This window comes from Mesorhizobium sp. P160927 (assembly GCF_057766385.1).
The window spans coordinates 26,783-50,189 of sequence record NZ_JBYMDW010000002.1; the positions used below are offsets into that span (position 1 = coordinate 26,783).

16 protein-coding genes and 8 pseudogenes are annotated in these 23,407 nt (G+C 57.8%); 13 read left to right on the forward strand and 11 right to left on the reverse strand.

Features of this window, described 5'->3' with window-relative positions:
- Nucleotides 1–37 precede the first annotated feature (37 nt).
- Complete coding sequence (locus AC3CB8_RS29930; protein ID WP_352727266.1) at nucleotides 38–1,540, reverse strand: FAD-dependent oxidoreductase; 1,503 nt, start codon at nucleotides 1,538–1,540, stop codon at nucleotides 38–40.
- Between the two features lie 171 nt (nucleotides 1,541–1,711).
- Between AC3CB8_RS29930 and AC3CB8_RS29935 the strand changes: the two genes are divergently transcribed.
- The 7 genes and pseudogenes from AC3CB8_RS29935 to AC3CB8_RS29965 all read left to right on the forward strand — a co-directional run.
- Complete coding sequence (locus AC3CB8_RS29935) at nucleotides 1,712–2,512, forward strand: 2-keto-4-pentenoate hydratase (protein WP_352727268.1); 801 nt, start codon at nucleotides 1,712–1,714, stop codon at nucleotides 2,510–2,512.
- A gap of 4 nt (nucleotides 2,513–2,516) precedes the next feature.
- Nucleotides 2,517–3,176: a hypothetical protein gene (locus AC3CB8_RS29940; RefSeq protein ID WP_352727270.1), complete on the forward strand. Its 660-nt coding sequence runs from the start codon at nucleotides 2,517–2,519 to the stop codon at nucleotides 3,174–3,176.
- Nucleotides 3,177–3,192: 16 nt separating this feature from the next.
- The gene (locus AC3CB8_RS29945) at nucleotides 3,193–4,056 is read left to right on the forward strand and encodes a fumarylacetoacetate hydrolase family protein (RefSeq protein WP_352727272.1); all 864 of its coding nucleotides are present in this window, start codon (nucleotides 3,193–3,195) and stop codon (nucleotides 4,054–4,056) included.
- 167 nt (nucleotides 4,057–4,223) lie between these two features.
- Nucleotides 4,224–5,135: a dihydrodipicolinate synthase family protein gene (locus tag AC3CB8_RS29950; protein ID WP_352727274.1), complete on the forward strand. Its 912-nt coding sequence runs from the start codon at nucleotides 4,224–4,226 to the stop codon at nucleotides 5,133–5,135.
- 123 nt (nucleotides 5,136–5,258) lie between these two features.
- Nucleotides 5,259–6,806 carry a UxaA family hydrolase gene (locus tag AC3CB8_RS29955; protein ID WP_352727276.1) on the forward strand — a complete coding sequence of 516 codons (1,548 nt, stop codon included), beginning with the start codon at nucleotides 5,259–5,261 and terminating at the stop codon, nucleotides 6,804–6,806.
- 20 nt (nucleotides 6,807–6,826) lie between these two features.
- On the forward strand, nucleotides 6,827–7,849 hold the full coding sequence (locus AC3CB8_RS29960) for a histone deacetylase family protein (RefSeq protein WP_352727278.1): 1,023 nt from the start codon (nucleotides 6,827–6,829) through the stop codon (nucleotides 7,847–7,849).
- Between the two features lie 165 nt (nucleotides 7,850–8,014).
- Nucleotides 8,015–8,531: pseudogene (locus tag AC3CB8_RS29965) on the forward strand (transposase); the annotation flags it as partial.
- Between the two features lie 383 nt (nucleotides 8,532–8,914).
- Here the strand turns inward: AC3CB8_RS29965 and AC3CB8_RS29970 are convergent.
- A complete protein-coding gene (locus AC3CB8_RS29970) occupies nucleotides 8,915–9,925 on the reverse strand; it encodes an IS110 family RNA-guided transposase (RefSeq protein ID WP_488377378.1) in 1,011 nt (336 codons plus the stop codon).
- 66 nt (nucleotides 9,926–9,991) lie between these two features.
- Between AC3CB8_RS29970 and AC3CB8_RS29975 the strand changes: the two are divergent.
- A pseudogene (locus AC3CB8_RS29975) lies at nucleotides 9,992–10,168 on the forward strand (IS630 family transposase); the annotation flags it as partial.
- A gap of 157 nt (nucleotides 10,169–10,325) precedes the next feature.
- Here AC3CB8_RS29975 and AC3CB8_RS29980 read toward each other — a convergent pair.
- Entirely contained in the window at nucleotides 10,326–10,931 is a 606-nt protein-coding gene (locus tag AC3CB8_RS29980) for a GNAT family N-acetyltransferase (RefSeq protein WP_488377379.1), read from the reverse strand.
- Nucleotides 10,932–11,079: 148 nt separating this feature from the next.
- Between AC3CB8_RS29980 and AC3CB8_RS29985 the strand changes: the two genes are divergently transcribed.
- Together AC3CB8_RS29985 and AC3CB8_RS29990 are read left to right on the forward strand one after the other, a co-directional pair.
- Nucleotides 11,080–12,696, forward strand: coding sequence for a phytoene desaturase family protein (locus AC3CB8_RS29985; RefSeq protein ID WP_352727397.1), 1,617 nt, complete (start codon nucleotides 11,080–11,082; stop codon nucleotides 12,694–12,696).
- Nucleotides 12,697–13,001: 305 nt separating this feature from the next.
- A pseudogene (locus AC3CB8_RS29990) lies at nucleotides 13,002–13,158 on the forward strand (transcriptional regulator TraR); the annotation flags it as partial.
- A gap of 644 nt (nucleotides 13,159–13,802) precedes the next feature.
- Here the strand turns inward: AC3CB8_RS29990 and AC3CB8_RS29995 are convergent.
- From AC3CB8_RS29995 to AC3CB8_RS30005, 3 genes and pseudogenes are all read right to left on the reverse strand, one after another.
- Nucleotides 13,803–14,798 carry a D-alanine--D-alanine ligase family protein gene (locus tag AC3CB8_RS29995; RefSeq protein ID WP_352727399.1) on the reverse strand — a complete coding sequence of 332 codons (996 nt, stop codon included), beginning with the start codon at nucleotides 14,796–14,798 and terminating at the stop codon, nucleotides 13,803–13,805.
- Nucleotides 14,789–16,201 carry a condensation domain-containing protein gene (locus tag AC3CB8_RS30000; protein WP_352727401.1) on the reverse strand — a complete coding sequence of 471 codons (1,413 nt, stop codon included), beginning with the start codon at nucleotides 16,199–16,201 and terminating at the stop codon, nucleotides 14,789–14,791. Before AC3CB8_RS30000 ends, AC3CB8_RS29995 begins: the two co-directional genes overlap by 10 nt.
- A 425-nt stretch (nucleotides 16,202–16,626) precedes the next feature.
- Nucleotides 16,627–17,969 (reverse strand): annotated as a pseudogene (locus AC3CB8_RS30005) (IS1380 family transposase).
- A gap of 356 nt (nucleotides 17,970–18,325) precedes the next feature.
- Between AC3CB8_RS30005 and AC3CB8_RS30010 the strand changes: the two are divergent.
- Both AC3CB8_RS30010 and AC3CB8_RS30015 read left to right on the forward strand, forming a co-directional pair.
- Nucleotides 18,326–19,078 carry a class I SAM-dependent methyltransferase gene (locus tag AC3CB8_RS30010; RefSeq protein WP_352727328.1) on the forward strand — a complete coding sequence of 251 codons (753 nt, stop codon included), beginning with the start codon at nucleotides 18,326–18,328 and terminating at the stop codon, nucleotides 19,076–19,078.
- Nucleotides 19,079–19,332: 254 nt separating this feature from the next.
- A pseudogene (locus AC3CB8_RS30015) lies at nucleotides 19,333–19,552 on the forward strand (transposase); the annotation flags it as partial.
- Between the two features lie 292 nt (nucleotides 19,553–19,844).
- Here the strand turns inward: AC3CB8_RS30015 and AC3CB8_RS30020 are convergent.
- Nucleotides 19,845–20,045, reverse strand: a pseudogene (locus AC3CB8_RS30020) (IS110 family transposase); the annotation flags it as partial.
- Nucleotides 20,038–20,169 (reverse strand): annotated as a pseudogene (locus AC3CB8_RS30025) (IS110 family transposase); the annotation flags it as partial. The pseudogenes AC3CB8_RS30020 and AC3CB8_RS30025, both read right to left, overlap by 8 nt.
- 13 nt (nucleotides 20,170–20,182) lie before the next feature.
- On the opposite strand from AC3CB8_RS30025, the pseudogene AC3CB8_RS30030 reads away from it, so the two are divergent.
- A pseudogene (locus AC3CB8_RS30030) lies at nucleotides 20,183–20,356 on the forward strand (integrase core domain-containing protein); the annotation flags it as partial.
- Nucleotides 20,357–20,567: 211 nt separating this feature from the next.
- Here the strand turns inward: AC3CB8_RS30030 and AC3CB8_RS30035 are convergent.
- Genes AC3CB8_RS30035 through AC3CB8_RS30045 form a run of 3 tightly spaced genes read right to left on the reverse strand, consistent with a single transcriptional unit; the run spans nucleotide 20,568 to nucleotide 23,407 of the window.
- Nucleotides 20,568–21,245, reverse strand: coding sequence for a histidine phosphatase family protein (locus AC3CB8_RS30035; protein WP_352727330.1), 678 nt, complete (start codon nucleotides 21,243–21,245; stop codon nucleotides 20,568–20,570).
- Nucleotides 21,246–21,299: 54 nt separating this feature from the next.
- Nucleotides 21,300–22,115 carry a 3-deoxy-manno-octulosonate cytidylyltransferase gene (gene kdsB / locus AC3CB8_RS30040; RefSeq protein ID WP_352727332.1) on the reverse strand — a complete coding sequence of 272 codons (816 nt, stop codon included), beginning with the start codon at nucleotides 22,113–22,115 and terminating at the stop codon, nucleotides 21,300–21,302.
- A 29-nt stretch (nucleotides 22,116–22,144) separates the two neighbouring features.
- Nucleotides 22,145–23,407 carry a sialidase family protein gene (locus tag AC3CB8_RS30045; protein WP_488377380.1) on the reverse strand — a complete coding sequence of 421 codons (1,263 nt, stop codon included), beginning with the start codon at nucleotides 23,405–23,407 and terminating at the stop codon, nucleotides 22,145–22,147.

Consider the following 23,407-nt stretch of genomic DNA (forward strand, 5'->3'; position numbering starts at 1 on the left):
ACTGGATCACGTGTCTATTCGGTGAAGGCGTCAGCTGCTACCGGCATGAAGCAAGCTGAAGTGGTTCCTGAAGGGCAGCAGCTCGGCCTGCCAATCTCCCAGATGTAAATGCCCATCCCAAATGGTGGCCATGGCCTTCCAGGATAATTCCCCCCTGACCGGTTGCCCCAGCCGCATAGAGACTCGGGATGGCACCACCAGTTTTCGAGAGAACCTCCATAGAGGGCGAGATTTTTAGACCCCCTTCAGTCAAAACCCAACTTCGAACCGGCCCGAGTGCGATGAACGGGGGCTGTAACAGACCTGGCGTTCCCTCACGGGTGCTTTGATTGTAGGCCGCAACGGTTTTCCTAAGATTATCCGCAGGAATACCGATCTTTTTGGCGAGCTCACCCAATGAACTCGCCACATTATAGATATCTCTGCGATTTCGCCTGTAATCGGGAAGGTAGGCATAGGCTACGCCAGGAGCAGTCGAAATGTAGTTTGGCCAACTACTGAATTTCTTGGCGAGCACGCTGTCGAGGATAATGTATGCCTCTTTTTTGGGCTGCTCCGGCACGGCGAACTGCGGCTTGTCACACTCGTCAGCGAACCTCGTTCCATTGGTATTTACCAGGATCGCTCCGCTTTCATATAATTTCCGCTGGGGTTCGAGGACTGTTGTAAGAAACATCATAATAAAGGGTCGAATGACCGGCTGAGGCAGGGTAGCCATCGACCATTTCATGAGCAATGCCAGGAACCGGCTCGGGGGTAGCATTGTCATAAGATTGATCTTAGGCGGCACGAACCGAAGCTGGGGGCCGCTGACCAAGTCGCCGTTCACAATTTCTGCACCAACGTCCAGTGCGAGCTGATGAGCGTCACCCGTGCTCGTTTCAACCAAAGCACCCGCTCGCGAGATGGCCTCACCAGCATAGATTCGTTTCATTTCTGGGTTGGCGCTGAAATCACCGCCAGCCAGGACAACGCCCCGGCGCGCAAAGAAACGACGGAGTGCCCCATCAGCTTCCGCCTCGACACCGACAACCCTTCCGTTTTCGGTAAGAAGACGATGGGCACGATGATTGAGGCGGATATCCACGCCGAGCTCACGGGCGCGCCGATATAATGCGTGTGCGTACGCTCGCGAATTTGGCAAAACGTTGTGCATGCGGGGAGCACGATGAGGAGGCTCGGGCATCGGGCCGAAAAAGACTACCCCCATGTCGATCAGTTTCCTGAGAGTATCAGGAACATTTTCTACAAAGGCTTTACGAAGCTCGGGATTGTCTCGAGACAACAGCCCCCCATGAAAAAGTGCCATGTCCTCAAAATGAGCTGCCGGCGTGTCGTGGATGCCAATTGCAGCCTGCATCGGCGATGCGCTCGACGACAGGGAACCGATCGCCCAATTTGTCGTGCCGCCTGGTTTCGGATTTTTCTCGAGTACCAGTACCCGTCGCCCGAGTTCAGCTGCCTCGATCGCGGCGAACAGGCCAGAGCCTCCGGCGCCTACAACAATAACGTCTGCGGCAGTCACAACGCCATCGGACACGAATTCCCTCCTTCATCCGAGTTTCCAATGTCGCCAACAGGATCCCGGCTCGTAGCAATTGTTGGTGCTGACTGCCTTTGACACATTTGCCGATCATTTTCCGGCAAGCCGGTTGACCAAGGCCTAGAAAGCAGATATTCGCTGTTAGAACATTATTCCAGATAGTATGACATGTCAGACATAGCAAGCGAATTTTCAAAGGGCGTTTCCCAAAAGCTGGTCGCAGCACATCGAAGCGATTATCGCGTTCCTGCCGATATCTCAGATCTGGCAGCGCTGACCCGCCCTCAGGCTTTGAGCATTCAGCATGACATAGTCACCGCGCTGTCCCCCACCGGGGGTTGGAAAGTAGCAGCTTTGCCGGATGGCGACCTGATATCAGCGCCGCTCCTCAAGAGCCGTCTTTTTCGTAGCCCGGCGTCGATTTCTCCGGCGGTCTACGGTCTCGGCGGCGTTGAATGTGAGATCGCCTTCCATTTTGCGAGACAGCCAGTCCCGGGCAGGGACGGCTTCGCCAGCCAGCATATCATTGAGGCCATCGACGGTGCTTGTGCGGCGGTTGAGATCGCAGATAGCCGGTGGGCAAGCAAATTCTCCATTCCCCGCAATGCGATGGTTGCGGACCTGCTGGCGAATGGCGCTCTGATCTGCGGGCCGCTAAATAAAAACTGGCGAGAGAAGCCTCTCGATTCCCTCCAAGTCCGCCTTGGTATCAACGGAGAAACCATCTGCCAGACTACCGGAGGTCACCCTCGTGGAGACCTCGTTGGACTCCTCGTCCTGTTGGCCAACGATCTTCGAACAAGGGGGATCGCGCTTCGGCCCGGAGAGATTGTCACGACAGGAAGCTACACGGGTTTTCATACCGCAAATCCCGGCGACCAAATTGTCGCCGAGTTTGACGGTTTCGCGCCCGTTTCAGTGACATTTGATAAATCTGGGAACAGCGGAGATATCTATGCTTTGCGGTAAAGGCATGGTGGCCATCTGGAACGGGATATCCGAGGCGGGCCGCCTGGATTTCTATCAATGGCACATTCACGAGCACATGCCCGAAAGAACCGGCATTCCCGGGTTTTTGCGGGGGCGCCGCTTTCGCGCTGCCGATTCAGAAACCCATCCTGAGTTCTTTACACTTTACGAAGTCGAGCAATTCGACGTTATAACGGGCGAGGAATATGCCAATCGTCTAAATGCACCGACGCCGTGGACGAGGCGCGCGACATCGCATTTCATCAACACCTCTCGCGGCCTGGCGCGGGTTTTGTTGTCCAATGGTCCTGGGCCTGGTGGCGCCCTTGCCACAGTGCGCTTCCAGTTAGCCGCAGCCGATGACCAGCAAGCAGTCGATGAGCTATCGGAGCTCGTACACAGCATCACGCCACTCCCGCTTCTGACTGGGGCGCATCTCTGCAAAGCAGATGACGAAGCCACTCAGGTGCGCAGTGCGGAGAGTGAAGGGCGTACGGATTATGATGCGCCACCCAATTGGTTTATTCTTCTGGAGGCATGCACCGTAGAGTCTTTAGAAGAACCGATCCAGGCTGTTATCCAGCACCCTTTGGTCCGAAATGCGCAGGTGGGCCGCTACGTGCTGGAATATACTCGTTTAAAGACCGACGCTGCCGCTGGCTGACCTTAAGGACATTGGTATGAAACTGTTGCGATTTGGACCAGCTGGCTTTGAGAGACCGGGGTTGCTGGACGCGGATGGAATTATCCGCGACCTTGGCAGCGTGGTGCCAGATATTCAAGGCAACACGCTATCACGTGCTAGCTTGGACGTATTGCGCTCGGTTGTTCCTTCGTCATTGCCGCGGGTCGAGGACAATGTTCGCCTTGGGCCTCCGGTGGCTGGCGTCCGTCACTTTATCGCCGTGGGCCTGAATTACACAGATCACGCCATCGAGACCGACACTCCCATCCCAGACCAGCCGGTTATCTTTTCCAAAGCGCCGTCGTGCATCGTTGGACCGCATGACGATGTCCAGATGCCACCTGCCTGCACAACGCTTGACTGGGAGGCGGAGATCGCTGTCGTCATTGGCGAGCATGCCTTTGAGCTCCCAGAAGAAGACGCGCTTTCAGCGGTGGCAGGCTATATGATCTGCCACGATGTATCCGATCGGGACTCCCAAATACATCGTGGCGGACAGTGGATTAAAGGCAAATCTTCGCCAAGCTTTGGCCCGCTTGGGCCGTGGCTGGTGACGGCGGATGACGTTCTCGATCCTCAGACCCTGAATTTATGGCTTACGGTAAATGGCGTCACCAGGCAGTCAGGATCCACAGCCAAGATGATCTTCCCATTTGGCTACCTAATCTCGTACATTTCCAAGTTCATGGCGCTTGAACCCGGAGACGTCATCACCACCGGCACGCCTCATGGTGTAGGGCTTGGTATGAAGCCGCCAGTATATCTGAAGCCGGGTGACGTAGTCGAGTTGGGCGCCGACGGGCTGGGTCGGCAGAGGCAAAATGTAGTCCTCCGAGGGCCAGATATGGTTGCGGTCTGATGAACCATCGGCGTCCTTGCAACATACCGATTGCGCGCGAAGATATCATCCACTGACCCATAGCCACTCTCTCAGAATGGACAGGACCACGGCGCCATACTAGGACGGTATTCCATACAGAACGTCGTTTGGGATGTGGTGCGCAAACACCAAAACAGGGGTTTATCATGACAGCTAAATGGACAGGCGTTTTTCCGGCGGTGACGACCAAGTTGCAGGAGAATGGCGATGTTGATGTCCTGGCAACGCAAAGCAGCATCGAGCGACTTATCAAAAGCGGCGTGTCCGGGATCATCGTTCTGCCAATGTTGGGTGAGAACGCTTCATTGAAGCTGGCCGAAAAAGAAAAAGTCATTCGAGCCGCGAAGGAAGTCGTCGCCGGGCGAGTTCCGCTTCTTTCGGGCCTTGCTGAAGTTTCAACGGAGGCTGCAGCGGAGACAGCGCGCAAGTTCCAAACCTTCGGCGCGGAAGGATTGATGGCTTTTCCAAGTATCGCATACAAATCCGACCCCCGCGAAACTTCTGAATGGTATCGAACGCTTGCGGCTGAATGCGGCCTCCCGATCATGATCTATAACAATCCCATCGCTTATGGCGTCGACGTGACGCCGGCGATCCTGCGGACGCTGGAAGATGTCGATCAGATCGTCTGCATCAAGGAGGAGTCTGGTGACATTCGGCGTGTGACTGATCTTAACAACGAATTCGGCGATCGTTTTGCTGTGTTCTGTGGCGTCGACGATTTGATCCTAGAGAGCCTCGTCCTAGGCGTGACGGGGTGGGTTTCCGGCATGACGAATGCCTGGCCTGAAGAATGCGTCCGCATCTTTGATTTGGGGCGAGCTGGAAAGTTCGCCGAGGCCTTGGCCTTGTACCGCGTCATGACGCCAGCATTTCATTTGGATACCAGCGTAAAGCTTGTCCAATACATCAAGCTCGCGGAGCATCTCGTCTACGGGGCCCCCGAGTGGACGCGTGCGCCCCGTTTGCCCTTGGTCGGCGAGGAGCGCGAAAAGGTCGTCTCTGTGATCAACGACACCATCGCCTCGTTGAGAAGGCGTAGTTCGAAGGCCGCATAGACGAGGTCAATAACGGTCACTGTGCAGGCGCCAGCCCTCAATGGGCTGCGTCTCTGAAGGCCAAGACGATTCGGCAGACCAGAACGGTGAGGGTCGATGGCCCCCAGCAAGTCAGGAGTAGTGATGCAAAGCGATTCCCCGCAGCGCCAAGACGTCACTCCGGTGCTCGTGCTGAATGATCGCGATAATGTAGCGATCACACGGCGTTTAATAGCGCAAGGTGAGCTATTGGGCTCATCGGCGGTTGCCAAGGGTTCAATCCCGGCCGGCCACAAAGTCGCCATCAGACCCATCAAGTTGGGGGAGCCAGTTCTTCGCTACGGGCAAATCATAGGGTTTGCCACAAAACAGATAGAACCCGGCGCCCATGTTCATCTTCAAAACATGGCGCTAGGTGACTTCGACAAGGATTATGCTTTCGGCACCGACGCTCGACAGACCGACTATGTCGACGCCCCGGCGACATTCTTGGGGTTCCGCCGCCCAGACGGCAGAGCTGCAACGCGAAATTACGTCGGAATCCTCAGCAGTGTGAACTGTAGCAGTCACGTTGCCAACGTAGTGGCCGACGTATTCAAGAAAAATCCTTTTACCGGCGTCGATCCTCTGGCTGAATTTCCCAATGTGGATGGCGTCGTCGCATTAACACATAAAACCGGTTGCGGCATGACAGGCGGCGAGCCGCTGAATCTCCTGCGCCGTACGTTGGGAGGCTATGCTCGCCATGTCAATTTCAGTCATGTCATAGTTTTGGGATTAGGCTGTGAGGTCAACCAGATCGGTGGTCTGCTCGATGATCAACGTCTGGTAGGCCGGGTGCGTAGCATGGACATCCAGACCATGGGAGGCGCCAGAAAAACCGTAGCAGCCGCGGTCGAATTCGTGCGGGAGGTACTCCGCGACTCGAACCAGGTCGCCCGACAACCGATCCCTGCAAGCGAACTGATTGTCGGGCTTCAGTGCGGGGGTTCTGACGGCCTCTCAGGAGTCACGGCAAATCCAGCTCTTGGAGCTGCAAGCGATATGCTCGTGCGTCAGCGCGGCACAGTGATCCTGTCCGAAACTCCTGAAACATACGGTGCCGAGCATCTGCTGACGCGACGCGCCATATCGCGCGAAGTGGGCGAAAAGCTGATCAGCCTCATGGACTGGTGGGATGCGTACTTCAAGCGGGAAGGGGCCGTAATGAACGATAACCGTTCGCCGGGTAATATGGCTGGCGGGATAAGCACCATCGTCGAAAAGTCGTTGGGGGCAATGGCGAAGGGCGGCACGACCAACCTCGTCGAAGTCGTCAAATACGGCGAGACCGTTAAAGGTCCTGGCTTGGTTTTCATGGACACCCCCGGGTACGACCCGGTGTCGGCAACCGGCCAGGTTGCAGGCGGCGCGAATCTCATCTGCTTCACGACAGGACGCGGCAGCGTCTTCGGCTGCAAGCCGGCACCCTCCATCAAACTTGCATCAAATACGGCCATGTACCAGCGCATGAAGGATGACATGGACGTGAATTGCGGCGAGATCCTTAGTGGGAATGAGACCGTTGAAGAATGCGGAAAACGGATATTCGATTTGATCCTGCGTATCGCTTCCGGGGAGCGCACCAAAAGCGAAGAGTTTGACTTCGGCGCGGCCGAGTTTGCGCCATGGGTCCTTGGCGCCACGGTATAGTTCTCAAGAATGTTATATCCATGAAAGTCGTATACTCGGAAGGTCACCGTAGCCACGACCCGCAAACATTCATTCATCGCGGAAGGATCGTCCAAAGCCCAGAGCGGCCCGAGCGTGCCGACATGCTGCTCTCGTCGGCGATTGGTGCCGGGCACGAAGCGCTCGAGGCCAGCCCAACCGACGCCTCCATCTTATCGCGCGTGCATACAGCGCGGTACCTCGACTTTTTGGAAAATGGCATCGACGAATGGCTGGCCCTACCGCATGCCGGGCCGGAAATCGTACCTAATACGCATCCGAACCGCTTCGCGTCACACTACGCCAGCCATATCGTTGCACGAGCCGGATTCCACCAGGCCGACACAGCGTGTCCCATCGGGCGCGGAACTTGGCCAGCAGCACGATCCAGTATCGACGTCGCCCTTAACGTCAGTGATTTGATTGCGCGCGGTGAGCGCCGTTCTTACGGACTTTGTCGCCCACCTGGCCATCACGCCTGCACCGAGATGGCTTGGGGATTTTGCTATCTCAACAATGTGGCGACGCTCGCCGAATCGCTACGGATGAAAGGCGTGGAGCGTGTCGCAATTCTCGACATTGATATCCACCATGGCAATGGCACCCAGCAGATCTTCTATGACCGGTCTGACGTTCTGACCGTCTCTGTTCACGCCAATCCCGACGGGTTCCCGGTGTTCTTCAGCGGCTATGCAGATGAGATTGGCTCTAGAGCCGGTGAGGGATTCAACCTCAATCTTCCGCTGGATCATGGCAGCGACAATGCGGCCTTTGTAAGCGCGATCGAGGCGGGAATGCGAAGAATAGGGGATTATGGACCCGATGTCCTCCTGGTTTCGCTCGGTCTTGATGCATATCGCGGCGACCCCCTCAGTGTTTTTGACGTCACCACCGACGGTTTTCGTTACGCGGCAGAAGCCATAAAAGCATTCGACAAACCGATCGCCATGCTGCAGGAGGGTGGATACCCTTGCCCTGAGCTAGGCGACAACCTTGCAGCATTTCTAGGATCTATCGAGGAGTAACTCCCGAAGATCCGTGGCTGCGCTATCAGACATAACCCCCCTGAATTTCGCTTGGCAGCATTGCATCATTGGTTAGAGCAGTTCAGATTTTGACTGAATCTGCGGGATTCCCTTGAGAGTGGTTTTGTGATTCAAGATGCTGGCTGGATCGGAGGCCAGCATCAGATGACGGCTCCCCTTTCGAACGATCTACGTGAGCGTGTTGTTGGCGCGATCGAGGCTGGCGAGAGCTGCCGCTCGGTGGCGGCTCGTTTTGGCGTGGCGGTTTCGTCGGCGGTGAAGTGGTCGCAGCGCTATCGGGCGAATGGGTCTGTGGCACCGAGTAAGATGGGCGGCCACCGCAAGCGTGTTCTGGAGCCGCACCGGGCGTTCATCGTGGAACGGATCAACCAGACGTCGCATCTGTCGCTGCATGGGCTGAAGGACGAACTTGCGGCGCGCGGTGTGAAGGTCTCGCACGACACGGTATGGCATTTCCTGCGGCGCGAAGGATTGCGGTTCAAAAAAAACGCTATTCGCCCTTGAGCAAGCTCGCGCCGATGTTGCCCGCCGACGACAACGCTGGCGTTCCTGGCAGGCGGGTCTCGATCCGGAACGGCTGGTGTTCATCGACGAAACCTGGATCAAGACCAACATGGCACCGCTGCGCGGCTGGGGACCATGCGGCAAACGCCTGCGCGGCCTGCGGCGCGGATCATCTGCCGGATGTCGGCCGACTTGTGGGAGCCAAGATTGATGGGGTGGACGCCCCCTGGCGGCATCGCTGTGCAAGGCGCCAGGCTTTGGTATCTGCCGCCATACTCGCCCGACCTCAACCCATGTATGGATGGCTCCTGCGGGTCAAGGGTATCGGATCGGGTTTGGTGAACAGGTCGGTTGCGGCCATGTATACGGCGTCCGAATGTGCAACGGGATCGCTGCGCGCCCTGATGAATATCCGCTTGGAGAACAGGTCCCACTCAATCGAGCGCGCTCGAGGCGCTTCGGATTAATCGGGGTGTCCTGGTTCTTCGTCTCCGTTTGTTCGCCATCACCTCACTTTGCCCTGACCATTCCGAGAGCCTGTCAGGCTGACTGCGGCTCGTAACGCGATCCGTCCCTCAGGACGGCGAATATTGTTCGTGCCATGCGATGCGCCAAAGCGACGGCGACGATCTTCGTCTTCTTTCGCATCAGCATGCCCGATAGCCAGTCCGAGCTCGGCTCGCGCTTGAGTCTGCATCTGAGCATGATCTGCGCCATGGCGCCCAGATACAGCAAGCGTCGGATATAACGATTGCCCATCTTCGAGATCCGGCCCACCCTCTGCTTGCCTCCGGTGGAGTGCGGCTTGGGAGTGAGGCCGAGCCAGGCGGCATAGTCCCTTGCGCTGCCGAAATTGTCGACATCCGGCGTCGTCGCCGCGATGATCGTCGCCGACAGCATCCCCACACCTGGGATTGTGGCTAGACGCTGGCTTGTCTCGCTTTGCGCGTAGGTCTCTTCGAGCTCGTGGGTCAGCCGCTCGATCCGCTTGTCCGTCTCGGCCAACTGATCGAAGAGCAAACTCACAGGCATTCGAGCTACTTCCGGCAGTTGATCCAGTTGATCCTTCAGTCGATTGACGTTCTGCGCGCCCTTCGCCGCGATGACGCCGAACTCCGTCATGTGGGCCCGGATCGCGTTGCCGATCTGCGTGCGCTGGCGAACCAGAAAGTCTCGCGTGCGGTGAAGAACCAGAACCGACGAGCAGGCTTCGCTCTTGATGGCGACAAACCGCATGGAGGGGCGTGTCACGGCTTCACAGATGGCGGCCGCATCCGCAGCATCCGTCTTCCCGCGCTTCACGTAAGGCTTTACATAGGAGGGCGGCATCAGCCGGACGTCGTGCCCCATCTCCAGAAGCCTGCGCCCCCAATCGTGAGAACCTGCGCAAGCCTCCATGCCGATCAGGCATCGTGGACGCTTCTGGAAAAACACCAGCAACTGGCTGCGGCGAAGCTGACGGCGTACGAGAACCCGACCGTTCCCATCGACACCATGGATCTGGAAGACACTCTTTGCGAGGTCGATGCCAACTGTGGCAAGTTCTGACATGGATGGCTCCTTTGCTCGGGACGACAACATCCCAACTATGGCGCAATGCGACGCCGGGAGCAGGAGCCATCCACACCATCAATCGAGCAAGCCTTCGCCAAGATCAAACACTGGATGCGAGCCGCCCAGAAGCGAACCATCGACGACACCTGGCGACACATCGGCCACCTCGTTTCAACTATCGAACCCAATGAATGCAGAAACTACTTCGCAAACGCTGGATACGCTTCTGTCAAAATCTGAAACGCTCTAGCGCGTATAGCCTGAACGGTCCAGACGGTCATGGAGCACCGAATAGGGGGGGAGCTCGTCGGATACGACGGGTTGCGCCATTTCAATCGTCATCAGTCAGGGCGAGGACGTTGCGATCGAGGCAATTGGCGCCATCACCGCCGGAAATTTACCCTCCTGCGTTTCCAAACACCGGGCTAGATGGCGCGAGCTGCGCCTGGCGTCTTCGATGCCAATCTTGCAGCGTAATTCTGTAAAGAACCTGACGGCGCAAAACGTCATCAGGAGCCTTCAGCGGATGGTCGAAGTCGTCCTTGGGATCATGCGACATCCCAATGCGTTCCATGACAATTCGTGACGCCAAATTATCCACGGACGAGTTCGCAACGATTTCGTTAAGCTTCAAAGCTTCGAAACCGAAATCGAGAACAGCAGCCGCAGCTTCGCTCGCATACCCATGTCCCCAGCAGTCTGGCTGCAACCTCCAACCGATTTCAACGGCCGGCGTGAAATGGGCTTCATAGTCAACGTCGGTTAGTCCGCAAAACCCTACAAATTCAGGAGGGTCCGACCGCTCGACGGCAAAAAGGCCGTATCCTTTGCGTCTGAACTGCTCGCGCTCGGCCTCTATCCAGGCCTGGACGGCAGCACGGTTGCGGAATTTAGAGAGGTATTTTCCAACCCTCGGGTCTTCCACCATTCTAGCGATTGGATCGACATCATCGTCCTTCCATTCTCGCATGAGCAAGCGTGCTGTCCGTAGCACCGTCATCATAACCTCCAGGGCCGCGACGCTAAGCTGCTCGGAGACACAGCCTCATGGCGCCGTTCGCAAGGAATAACCTGCGACACAACGGTTGACAAGCATGAAAGGATGGTATTCCACTAAGAATGGCGTTTTAAGAGGCCACGAAAGGCACCAAATGGCGGTCAGACCAGAATACGACGTTATAATTATTGGCGGTGGGCATAACGGGCTGACAACAGCCGGTTACCTTGCACGCGCCGGGATTAAGACGATTGTGCTGGAAAGACGCGGCGTTGTTGGAGGCGCGGCGGTCACTGAAGAGTTCCACCCGGGCTTCCGCAACTCAGTCTGCTCATACGTTGTGAGCCTACTTCATCCGAAAGTTATCCGCGATTTGGAGCTCGAAGCCCACGGCTTGAAAATCGTGGAACGGCCTAGTTCCAGCTACCTACCTTTGCCTGATGGCGGCGCCATGGTCGTACCTGGAGACGTCGACGCAGCAGTGCGCGAGATCGCCAAATTTTCACGGCGCGATGCCGAACGGTTTCGCGCCTTCGATGATCAATTGCAAATTATTGCTGACCTAATTCGAGGCACATTGCTTGAAACGCCTCCAAACATCGGCGGCGGGGTCGGGGACCTGCTCACTCTCCTGACCTCAGGTAACCGCTTCCGTAAACTGAAACCTGCTATGCAACGAGAGTTCATAGACTTGATGACGATGAGTATCGGCGATTACCTAAACGAATGGTTCGAGTTCGATCCCCTCAAGGGAAACCTCGGGTACGAATCGATCGTCGGAAACATGGTCAGCCCCTATCACCCGGGGAGTGCCTATGTCCTCATCCACCACGCGCTGGGGGAACTCAACGGCAAAAAGGGTGCGTGGGGACATGCCATTGGCGGCATGGGCTCAATTACTCAGGCGATGGCACGATCGGCCGAGTCGAAGGGCGCCGAGATTCGCGTGAGCGCTGGGGTACGCGAAGTAATCGTGGAGAGAGGAGCTGCACGAGGTGTTGTATTGGAAGATGGCAGCGTCATTCGAGCACGTGCCATCGCCGCCAACGTAGGTCCAAAATTGCTATATCTCAAGCTGGTCGACCAATCAGCACTCGACTCAGAGTTCCTTCGCCAAATCCAAGGATGGCGTTGCCGCTCCGGGTCTTTTCGGATGAATCTAGCTCTGTCGGAGATGCCGCGCTTTAACGGATTGGGCCAAGCAACCGACCCTAAAACGGCGCTCAGCGGCGGAATTCACATAGCATGGTCGCTCGACTATCTCGAACGTGCCTATGACGATGCCAAGCGCGGCTCCTGGTCAAAGGAGCCGGTAGTCTCAATGAACATTCCGAGCCTTTACGACGGAAGCCTCGCACCGCAGGGGCGTCACGTTATGAGCGTCTTCTGTCAGCACTTCCATCCTCAGCTTTCCGGCGGTCGATCTTGGGACGACGTAAAATCAGAGGTCGCTGACTTGATCGTCGAAACGATAGGGAAATATGCACCGAATATCCAATCAAGCATCCTCGGCCGCCAGGTCCTGACACCCCTGGATTTGGAGCGCGAATTCGGGCTGGTGGGAGGGGACATCTTCCATGGCGCGCTGCACCTCGATCAGCTTTATTCAATGCGCCCAGTCGGCGGTTATGCTCAATATCGCGGCCCCATCCCCAACCTTTACATGTGCGGCTCCGGAACACATCCGGGGGGCGGCGTTTCCGGGATGCCCGGGCACAACGCTGCTCGGGAGATCATCAAAGACTTCAGGAAGCGTCGCTTGGCCGCTTAGGCGGAACGGTCTAGTCAATTGCCTGTTTCTAATGGCCGACGCTCGGCACCGAGCTCCGGAGGGGACCACAATTTCCTCCTGACGCGCTTGCCCCTGCAGAGCAGAGAATCAGCTCTAATATAGCGGATGCGTGCTAATTAACCCTTGGTTTTGTACCATAAATTTTGGTTACAAAGATATGTTACTCGGCTTGTTATGAAATTGTGATATTCGCACAGATACGCAAAAAAATGTTCAATGGTTTTTTTGCAAAAGCCAGTCTCGCCAGAGCCTGCTCGAGGTTGCTTTGATCGCCTTCGAATGTTCCCGTGGTAAGGCGCGCGAAATCGCTGAAGCGGACGTTCACGTGGGCTGGTGAGCAGGAGAGGCCGCGTCTCTCAAAAGCCGAGCGCTCGTTCTTCACGCACGCTTCGGCATCCGATCCGACATCACCATCCCAGTCAAGACGGCAATGGTTCGATGTAGATGTTCACCCTCGCCTCAGAGAAGCGCATCCCGTGCGCGATCCTGCAGGACACAGCTGCCACAGCGAAGCAATTCCGGTTGCTGAAGAGGCGTCGAGGACGTGTTCCTCTGGGGCAGCGACCTCTTCAATCGTGGCTATTACTGGCCCCTCATGCGGCTTGGAAGGTCTTTGGCAGGTTGCAGATCGAGGCGCTCCCTTCTCGGACGCTCTTCAAGGGATTGATCCTGTTATCGCCGGCCGGCGGAAGATCCGCGAGGGCAAGCATGTTGCGGCGATGCGTCATGCCGGACGCGCCGCAGCAACTCCTTGGTCGGCTGGTGAACGCGCCCGAGCGCACCGTCGAGGTGCGCTCGGCATGTCACTCACAATTGCCGAACAGGCCGAAGCTACAGCAAGGATTCCGGCAGCCTCGCAGGCGAACGCTGGGTCAGCCTCAAGCAGTATTTGATTTCATTGTGGGGGCAAGTTTCCAACGGAATCCCCATCCCTTCTCGTAAGTCTCGAATTGCGCGTCATACGGCTGCTGCAACGCCCACAGAGTTCGAAGTTAGCCTCCGTCGTCGTGGCGCGGCCATGGAGAACCTAACCCATAGCGTATCCTTTGATTCGGATGACAAAGGGATGCGCCATCACAAACAAACTAGGGGATGCCGACGCCGAAACACCGCGTGTGAGCGACATTGAGGATGCGACCGACCAAGCTTGAGAAGCTGTATCCGGCGGTGGTCGCCGCCAAGACATAAGCGTGGGTCACACCGAGCCCCGGCATGGTGTTGATCTCAAGAACAAACGGCTGGCCGGAACGGTCGATCCGGAAGTCGATGCGGGCGTAATCCCGGCAGTGGCAGGCACGGAAGGTCGCAACCGAAATCTCCCTCAGCACTGTTGCAAGGCTGCTTCCGATCTCAGCGGGACAAATCCTTTGCGGCGCAGCGACCCCCGTGTGCTTTGCTTCCCAAGTCACAAGACGCGTTTCGCGGTCGCCGAAGTCCTGCTCCACCAGAGGTAGCACCTCGAGTTCTCCGTTTCCCAGCAGCGCGACCCAGATTTCTCGCCCCTCGATGTATTCCTCCACGAGCGCATCTTGCGCATACTGCGTGACAATCACTTCTACGGCCTGCCTTAAACCAGCGGGCTCATGTACGAGCTGTAGTCCGCAACTGTCGGATTCGTGACGCGGCTTCACTACCATTGGGAATCGCAGGTCGCCGATACTCTCGGTGCCGCGCCGCATCACGCGAAAGTTCGGCGTCGGCACGCCGCGATCGCGGATGAGCCTCTTGGTGATAACCTTGTCGAGCGCCAACCCATGCCCGAGCGGGCTGGATCCGGTGTACGGAACGCCGGCCATCTCGAGCATGGCCGGAACGTGGGCGAGACGGCACTCGCCCTGAATTCCATACGCCAGGTTGAAAACGATCCCCGAGGGGCGGGCTCCGGGCTCGGGTGGCATAAACCGCTCAAGCGTAGGGAGCAGTCCTTTATCGCCTTCGCACAGCAGCGTCTCGTGGCCGCACTCTTGCAGTGCCGCCGCCACGCTTTTGACCGTCTCGCGGCCATATTCCTCCGGACAAGGCTGACCGAACCGGTTGATCACGCCCGTATCATCATCGTTCCACACGACAGCTATTCGCATGAGTTACTCCCCTGGATGTGCCCCACGGTCACCTTCATTTGTCGGATTTGTAATTGATCGAAGGCAACAGCTCGTCTGGACTCCGCGTGCCCAGCCAGTACAGCCGTCCAAGCGGCGAGCAGGCTTGCCTCCTCCAAAAGTGGAAATCGAGATCCTCGTTGGTCAGCAAAAAAGCTGCCGGCCTGCACCAACGGCAGTTTCGGGAAAGGCAGGAAGAGTTTGATTTTATCTGGCAAGCTCGTCAAAGGCACAACGATGAGAACCCCCAACGGTCGTGAACGCGCGCCAGAGCGCTTCGCGAATATCTGGATCGTGTATATTTGCGAAGCTTTCGCAGGCCGCGCACAAGGCGTTAACCGGAAAGAACACAATGTCGCGAAGCTAGGCAATATCCCAAGGTTCCCGGTCATCAACGATGCAAAAAGTAGCGCAGCCGCGAGGCTCAACAGCATGGCTACTCGTGCGAATCTGTGGTCCGCCTTGACCAGCGGACGCAACGCGACAGTGACGAGGATCACCAGCGAGAGGATTGCAAGGCCGATAGGGAAGCCGACGATATCGAACGCCGCCGCCTTCAAGAGGCCGATCAGCCCCTCGATGTTGGAGCGTGTGCGGTTGGCGCTCGCTGTGCCGATGACCAGCTCGTCCTGACCCGACCACAAACCCAGCACGAGCGACCTGCCCGCCAGCAAGGTCGCGCACGGCATCATCCCACCAGGCAGGCTGAGCGACTTGATCGGCGCAGTCAGGGCTTCTTGCAACGCGACGTAACTGCCGCTGTAGTCCTGCTGCGCCGGACGCGGCTGGTCCGTCGGCAGCTTAAAGACCGCTGGTGCGCCCGCCAGCATCCGGAGCCAGTATTTCGAATGCCGCTCCGACAGATCGCGCGCCACCCACTGGCAAACCGCGTCGTCCGCATACTGCGCGGGCAACGGTATTAGCCGATCCGCGCTGCCTTCCCGCGCCGCGGCGTAGAGTTCCCGCGTCAGTATCTTTCGCGACCAGTTGTCCGATACCATGTCGAGCATGGTGGTCAGCAGCGCATTATCGCCCACTGCAAGGCGCACCGGCCGCCCAGCCTCCAGGTCGAACGCTGCCTGCGCTCCATTGCGTATCAGCTCCGCGAGCGTCGCCTCCAGATCCACTGCCGCCGTCAGGTCGTCCCGTTTCAGCGGCAGGCCGACGTCCGCCGGCCCGATTCGGTGGAATGGCTCGCCATCCTCAACCGCGAAGGGGGTGCGCAGCCCTTCATGGCTCGCCACCAACCTGCTCAGAGCCGACTGGAGGGCCGCCTCGCCCAGCTCGCCATGAAGCCAAAGCCCCATCTGGATGTGACAGGCCTCGCCTCCGCCCGCCAAACGCGCAATGAACCAAAGCTGCTGCTGGGGGAATGACAGCGGCACCCGCGACGGACGCGGCAACGCTTTAAGTGGCGGAACCCACCCAACAGTGCGGCGTCGATCGCATTGACTTGGATCGTTCGAGCAATTTTTCATTTGGACCTACACGGCTGGAGACTGCGGGACCGCAAACAGGCGAAACAGATCCTGCACCGTGTCCACGCAATCGGCGTGCCACCGAAGAGCTTGTGCGGGCAACAGGGGCAAAGCCACATGTTTCGCGCGCAGCGTCGGGATACTTACGCGCGGGTCTGTCAGGTTCCGAACGCAGACGTCCTCAACCGAACACGGCTGAACACGGCGACGGGACCGCGAACGATCACGATCGCGTGTCACGCGTACTGGAGAGTCCGGGGCCAGATTGGCCGGTTCCCCGCGCAAGCCGAGCGAATTGGAACGCCCGTGCCGCAAACGAAACAGCGCGCTGTTCAAGGAAGTCTGCGTGTTTCGTGGACAGCTCTTTCGCTAAATTCCGGACAATACCGGAGTTGGTGACCCAAGCTAGCCGCCTCGACACGGCGATAAGCTTTTGACGGCCTGAAGCGACGCTGTGGTCGCCGTTGTGGTGCTTCTCCACGCACCTCGTCAGGCGCCGGGATTGCTCCTCGTGATGGCAGGCGGGGGTTTGCAGGTTGCGATCGACGGGTTCGTTTCGGGCCGTCTGCGCCGAGTTGAGGGATGCGATCGAGGACGATGCGCAGGATGCGCTGGTTGGGGCACGATGTCGGCAGGCGCAGACGGATTTGCGATTTCATCTCGACCACCCGCGCAGCGATTTTGATGAGACGCAATCGCAGCGTGTCGAATTGGGCGATGGCAAAGCTCGAGCGCCTCGGCATCGCGGCCCGCAAGCCCCACATCAACCAGTAAGCACCGGCATGCAGGAATAGCCGGAACTGGTTGGCCGTCGCTCTGGTGCAGGACGTGCGGTCGGCGGCAAGATGCGTCTTCCACGACTTGATGTGGTTCTCGGCCGCGCCGCGCCGGCAGTAGACATCCTCGTAGAGCGCCTTGGCCTTCCCACCGGCAAGGTTGGTGACGACGAAGCGGATATCGCCATCTTGGGCGCCGACCTCGACCCGCGCGATGATGCGCTCGACGCGGCTCCAACTAGCGGCGCCGTCAACGAACTCCTTGAACCTGCGGACCTTGCCTGTCTTGGCCGACGCTTCGAAGCGCGCCGTCGTGCTGGCCTCCAGATCCGCGACATGCTTGCGCAGGGTCGTGGTGGGCGCGAGGCCAAAGATGAGGTCGACGTCGTTGGCGCGGCACCAGTCGATGACCTGCGGGTTGCAATAATGCTATCGCCGCAGAGCAGGATTCGAATGTTCGGCCAGTTGATCTGGATCGCCCGCACCAGACGGCGCAGGTGGGGGCGGATCTCAGCCCCACTCGGCCGCTTGGCCGGTCGCAGGATCGCGCTGACGAACCGTCCCGCACCATCGAACACGACGATCGGCTGGAAGCCGTACTCGTCATGGTGGGCATTGAACAGGCGAAGCTGTTGGCCTCCGTGCACAGCGTAGAAGGTGTCGTCAATGTCGAGTACGATCCGCTTCGGCACCTGCCGGAACGAGGCGCAATAGAGATCGACCATCGCCCGTCCCATCGCGACCAGCTCCGGCACGCCGGGTAGGTTCTCCAGCCGGCACAGCGTCGACTGCGACGCCAGATCCCGACCCGACGGCAGCGCATCCTGGGCCATCTTGAAGACCGGATCGCGGCGCAGCCGGTTGGCGTCGTTGCCGTCCTCGTAGCCGGCGGCAATCACAGCATGCCGCCGTCGAAACGGGCGACGACGGACTTGCCACCGACTGATAACAACCGCTCAGCGGCAGCGTAAGATCGTTCATGGTGGGTGTGGTCTCCGGGAAATGGTCGGATCGGCTTTAGCAACCAAATCCTCTTGCGCGACATCCACCAACCCCCATGAATTTTTCAGGCTGGGTGCTCGCAGCCTTCTCCCGGCCGGTTATTGACCCGGATACCGAACGTTTCAGAAAACTGAAATGACCGTCACCGTTGGATAACAAATATTCACAAGTCTCTTCTTTTAAAACGCCCTGCTATGCGCAAGAATCAATCTCCCGCCCTTAGGACAATCAGCGAATGACAGGGAAAAGCACTATGAACTACGAAAGTAATCCCCTTTTGGAGCTTGAATCACACTTCAGCGAAGATTATTTACACTTCAGCGATTTTCTCATTCCGCCGGAGAGAAGTGACCGGGATGCAGGCGCAATTTGGGAGCTTCTTTCACTCGAACAAGGCAGTTCAGTTCTTGAACTCGGATGCGGCTATGGGCGGATTACGAACCGGTTGGCGGAAAAAGGAGCACGGGTCACCGGACTGGATGTGTCGCCGATCTTGCTAAAAAAAGCCGAAACGGACGCGGCTGAACGCCAGGTAAACGTGGAGTATGTTCTTGGCGATATGCGCTCACTTCCTTGGCGAGATCGGTTTGATGCGGCATTTCTGTGGTTCACGACGTTTGGCTATTTCGATGAAGCAGATAATGAGAGAGTTCTTCATGAAGCCGCTTCGTCACTTCGGAAGGGGGGGCGTCTGTTAATCGATCAGGACAATCGCTTCGTTTTGCTACGCGACGAGTCGCCTACCTGCCGCATCGTGCAGCGTAACGACGATCTAAGAATCGACATAATAAGCAATGATGCGCTCACCGATCGTCGAAACTTCGAAAGGATCGTCGTCCGCAATGGATGCGTGAGACGAACATGTCTTTCTATCAGACACTATGGGTTTCTTGAATATGTTCGCATGTTGCGAAGCGCGGGGTTCGAGACCGTTGAAGCCTATGGGCAGGAGGGCGGAGAGTTCACATCCTATGGCCCGCGCCTCGTGGTTATCGCGAATAAGTAGGTGGGAGTTTAGGGCGATGGATGGTGATCGCTTTTCATGAGTTCAAAGAATGTTCCGGTCCGTCCTTCACCCACGGGGTGGATACTTCTTCAACTATTACAAGTTCCGTAAAGCGCGGCAACACATCCCGGTTGCGATTGCGCCAGCTTGTAGGCTACGTGCACCATATCCCAAGGGGCGAGGAACTGCTGACCTGAGACCCTGAAGCTCCTCCAGTTTTTGGTAGAGTCCGTCCCGCTCAAGGAGACGGACGAATGAAGCGTTCACGGTTCACGGAAGAACAAGTCATCGCGACTTTGAAGGAGCAGGAGGCGGGAATGAAGACCGCCGATGTCTGCCGCAAGCACGGGATCTCGGAAGCGCTTCTACAAATACAAGGCCAAGTTTGGTGGCATGGACCATGGACGTTTCCGCGCCCGCAAGGTGAAGGCTTTGGAGGAGGAGAACGCCAAATTGAAGAAGCTGCTGGCCGATTAGATGCTGGACAATCCCATCCTGAAGGATGTCGCCGCAAAAAAAACGATTCCAGTTGCACAAATGTATCCGGCCTCTCGCGAGTGGGCTGCTGTTGCAGCCAGGCCATGATGAGATCCGCGCACATGTATGGTCCGCCCCGACCGTGCAAGGGTTCGCGACATCGCCGATGACGCACCGTTCCCAATAAATGGTTCGGGCACGAAGCCCGCTTTTTTGCACAGGGCTTACGGCATGCTGATCCACTGTTTCGTCATCGCCATTCCCGAGCCTTGCAATCGAGCCGGAAGCTTCAGGCGAATGCAGGATCCCTGCGTTCGTAGAGCGCTCCCGGCTTGGTCAGAACAACCCAGACAATGCGCGCCATCTTGGCGGCGAGTGCAACAACGGCCTTGTTCGGATGCATCCGGCTCTGCAGGCCATCAAGCCAGCTTGCAAGGCGATCTCGGGTTCGATCCAGGTGTCGGAAGCAGGACCGCGCGCCATGAATCAATGATGTCGCTCTTGTTCGACTTCACGTAGGGCTTCACGAACTGCGCCGGGATCAAGCGAACTTTGTGCCCCAGCGCATGCAGTTTCCTGGCGATCCATTGTGATCCTGCGCACGACTCCATCCCGACGATCGCTGGCGCTGTATGTTTGAACGCCCACTGGTTCCTGACGCTTGCCGACGCGGCCGAAAAGTTGGAGGATTGGCGCAGATACTACAGATACTACAACGAGGTGCGCCCCCATGGCGCAATCGGGCACAAGGTTCCGATCTCGTTGATCAATCCCGATGGCGCCGTCAGCCCGCCATCGTGAAACAGCCGGAAAACTCCACCTTCCGGCGGTCCAAAGAATGGTATCGGATCAATGAAGCACCGGACTCTCCATTGAAATGTAGGGAACAAGGGTCTCAGGTCACGGGCTCGACCATGACCGCCTTCCAACATGCGGGTGGCAATGGCGCTAGTTATAACAGGATGTTGTGTGATGGCCGTCGAAACGATGCGGTCAACCGCACGCGCGAGGTTTAAGGGCTGGATGTGGTGTCGGTTGGTCCCATGCGCAGCGCCTTACTCAATAGCTCTGACAGATGATCTGGATCTGGTGCAATGTTCCAGGCGTGGACCCGGCATTTACCCTGCAGTACCTCAAGAATGCAGATATGACCTGTGCCGACCTTGCCGTTGAGACTATTGCCGGCAAGCCGCAGGAAGTAGCGCAACACGCCGTTGCTCGTCACGGCGAGGACAGCACTATCCTCTCGGTGCGTCCGGGCGAGCTGCCCCACAAATGTCGTGACGCCATGTGCCAACGTTGCCTCGGAAGGGCTCCAACCAGATGATTCCGGCCACGCGCCGCTGCGTTCCCACCCCTCGAATTCCTCCCTCCCGAATTGGGTTATGATTTCCTGGCTGCTCAAACCCTCCCATGCACCATAATCTATCTCGGCTAACCTCGAGTCGACAATCGGTACGGGCGCGGCGCCGATCCGCTCCACGATGATCTCGGCATACTGACGCGTGCGCCGCAGCGGTCCGCAATAAATCCCACCGAGCATAGCACCCGACTGGCACAGTGCGTTGCCGAGATCCTGGGCCTGGCGGCAGCCCTCTGCTGTGAGCGTGAGGTCGGTTCTGCGGCCGACCCACGTGACCTTGTCGCCTGGTCCAAACGTGTTGCCGTGGCGGCTGAGGATAAGCTTCATGGATGATTGCCTTATATTGCAGATCCTCCCGCCGCTCGAGGCTGGCAGGGTACCTCAAGCCGCAACGAGATCGCCTTCTTCGGCGATGATCGCCTCAACGCGCTTCAAATCATCCGGACTGTCGACAGCCCAGTGAGTCCGGCCGCAATAGTCGACTTCGACCACGCGGATCGGAATCCCATGCTCGAGCGCGCGCAATTGCTCAAGCTTCTCAGAACGTTCGAGGGGACCGGATGCGAAACTGGTATACCGGGACAGGGTCTTATAGCGGTACGCGTAGAGCCCAATATGACGAAAGATAGGCAGCGCATCTGTATTATTATGTTCTCCATCATTGCGCACGAACGGGATGATGGATTTCGAGAAGTAGAGTGCGTTGCCGCGCCGGTCGAAGGTCACTGTCGTGCCTCCGACCTCGCCGCGCCCTTTGGCCGTCCGCAGGGCTTCATAACTCCGCTGGTCCATCCGGACCGCGGCAGTCGCAATCTCGACTGTCGGGTCTCGGCGCATCTCATCGATCACAGCGGCTATGACCCAGGGCGGCGTGAGGACAGCGTCACCCTGAAGATTCACCACGACGGCAGGCGTCGTGGCGAGCATCTCCGCTGCGGTCAGCACCCGCTCGGTACCGTTTGGGCATTCCTTTGGGGTTATCACCGCGTCACCGCCAAAGCTTCGAACATGCTCGGCGATGCGCTCATCGTCAGTGGCAACGCAGACCATATCTGCGCCAGCTGCGGCACAGGCCAAAGACCAGACACGATTGATCATCGTCCGGCCAGTGATCGTCGCGAGCGGCTTGCCGAGGAGGCGGCTCGATCCGTAGCGGGCCGGGATGATGATAGCGATTGGGCTCGAAGCATTGGGCATTTTTTCCCTACTCTTAGAAATACAAAAGATCAATAGACGAGGTTGCGGAATCCTTTGACGCGATGGAACGTGATCAGGTTCGTGTATTGAGGATTCCTCCCCTCGTCGTCCCCTGACCGGCACACTACGAGAAGATCGTCGCCGTCGATCGCCATGCTCGCGTAGTTCCGTGCGTAACGCTCGATCTGACCTGCGGCGACAAGTCCGGCAAAGCACCAGTCGAGGCAGTTTCTCGAGAAGTGAAGTTGGAGCCTATGGCGCTCATTGTTCGGCAAATTGTAGCGCGCCTCCGACATGTGAGTAAGGCGCACCATAGAGTCGGTCGCTTGTGAACTCAGCAACCAGTGAAGCCGCGTCTTGTCATCATAAATTAAAAAGAATTTCAGATGGCCTCCCGGAAATGGAACGAAGAGCACCCTTTTTCCAGACGGCACGGTTTCTAATTCCGTGGTCAGGCGACCATCAGCCTGCTCAATGACCTTCGCCACGGCGGCATAGCCCGTTCCGCCCGTGTTCGTGCGCAAAAAGAGGTGCAATGTCCGCCCGGCCGGATCGTGCCACAGATGTGCGGGATCGTGGAACCGAACGATATTCGGTTCAAGCCAGCCCATCGGTGCACACAGGCGTCCCGCTCCGAGCTGGGCCGGACCTCTGGCTGGGGTCCTATAGAAAGGGATCCCAAACAAATCGAAATCGCTGGACGAGACTATCTCATTGAACGCAAACGACTCCGAGATAGTCCAGCTCCTGGGGTCAAGGAGATCGTGGTCGATTCTCGCGCGCAACACCCGCGGTGCCAAACCGGCTGTATTCCATCCTTCGATTGCAAGATCGCGCCGCTCGTCCAAAGCGAGGTAGAGATACTCTTTGGTGTAGTGGACGTTGCAGGACGAGCCGTGCCATTTCATATTTGAGGTTACCGCGACCGGCGCGCTCCACGTCTCCCCCTCATCGTCGGAGGCTATGATCATGACGTCGCCGGCATGACCTAGGATGTAGAGCCGCCCGCCAGCCACGAACGGGCGGGCATGCCAGAATGGAAACCTGCATCGCTCGGTCCAGGAACGCCCCCGATCGTCGGACACATAGACCATGCCCATTCCGAAGCGTGTACCACGGTCGCGAGATCCCTTCGGTCCGAGAAGGTCCCTGATCCCGTCACCGCCGAGATCAAAGGTCGCTATCACTCTGCGGTCCTCCGTGACGGCAATGCCCGGCGTGTAGCAGTAGACATCTCGAGGCCGCTCGGATCGGTAGACGATCTCGAAGTCATCCGCCAGGGCGCGCATCAT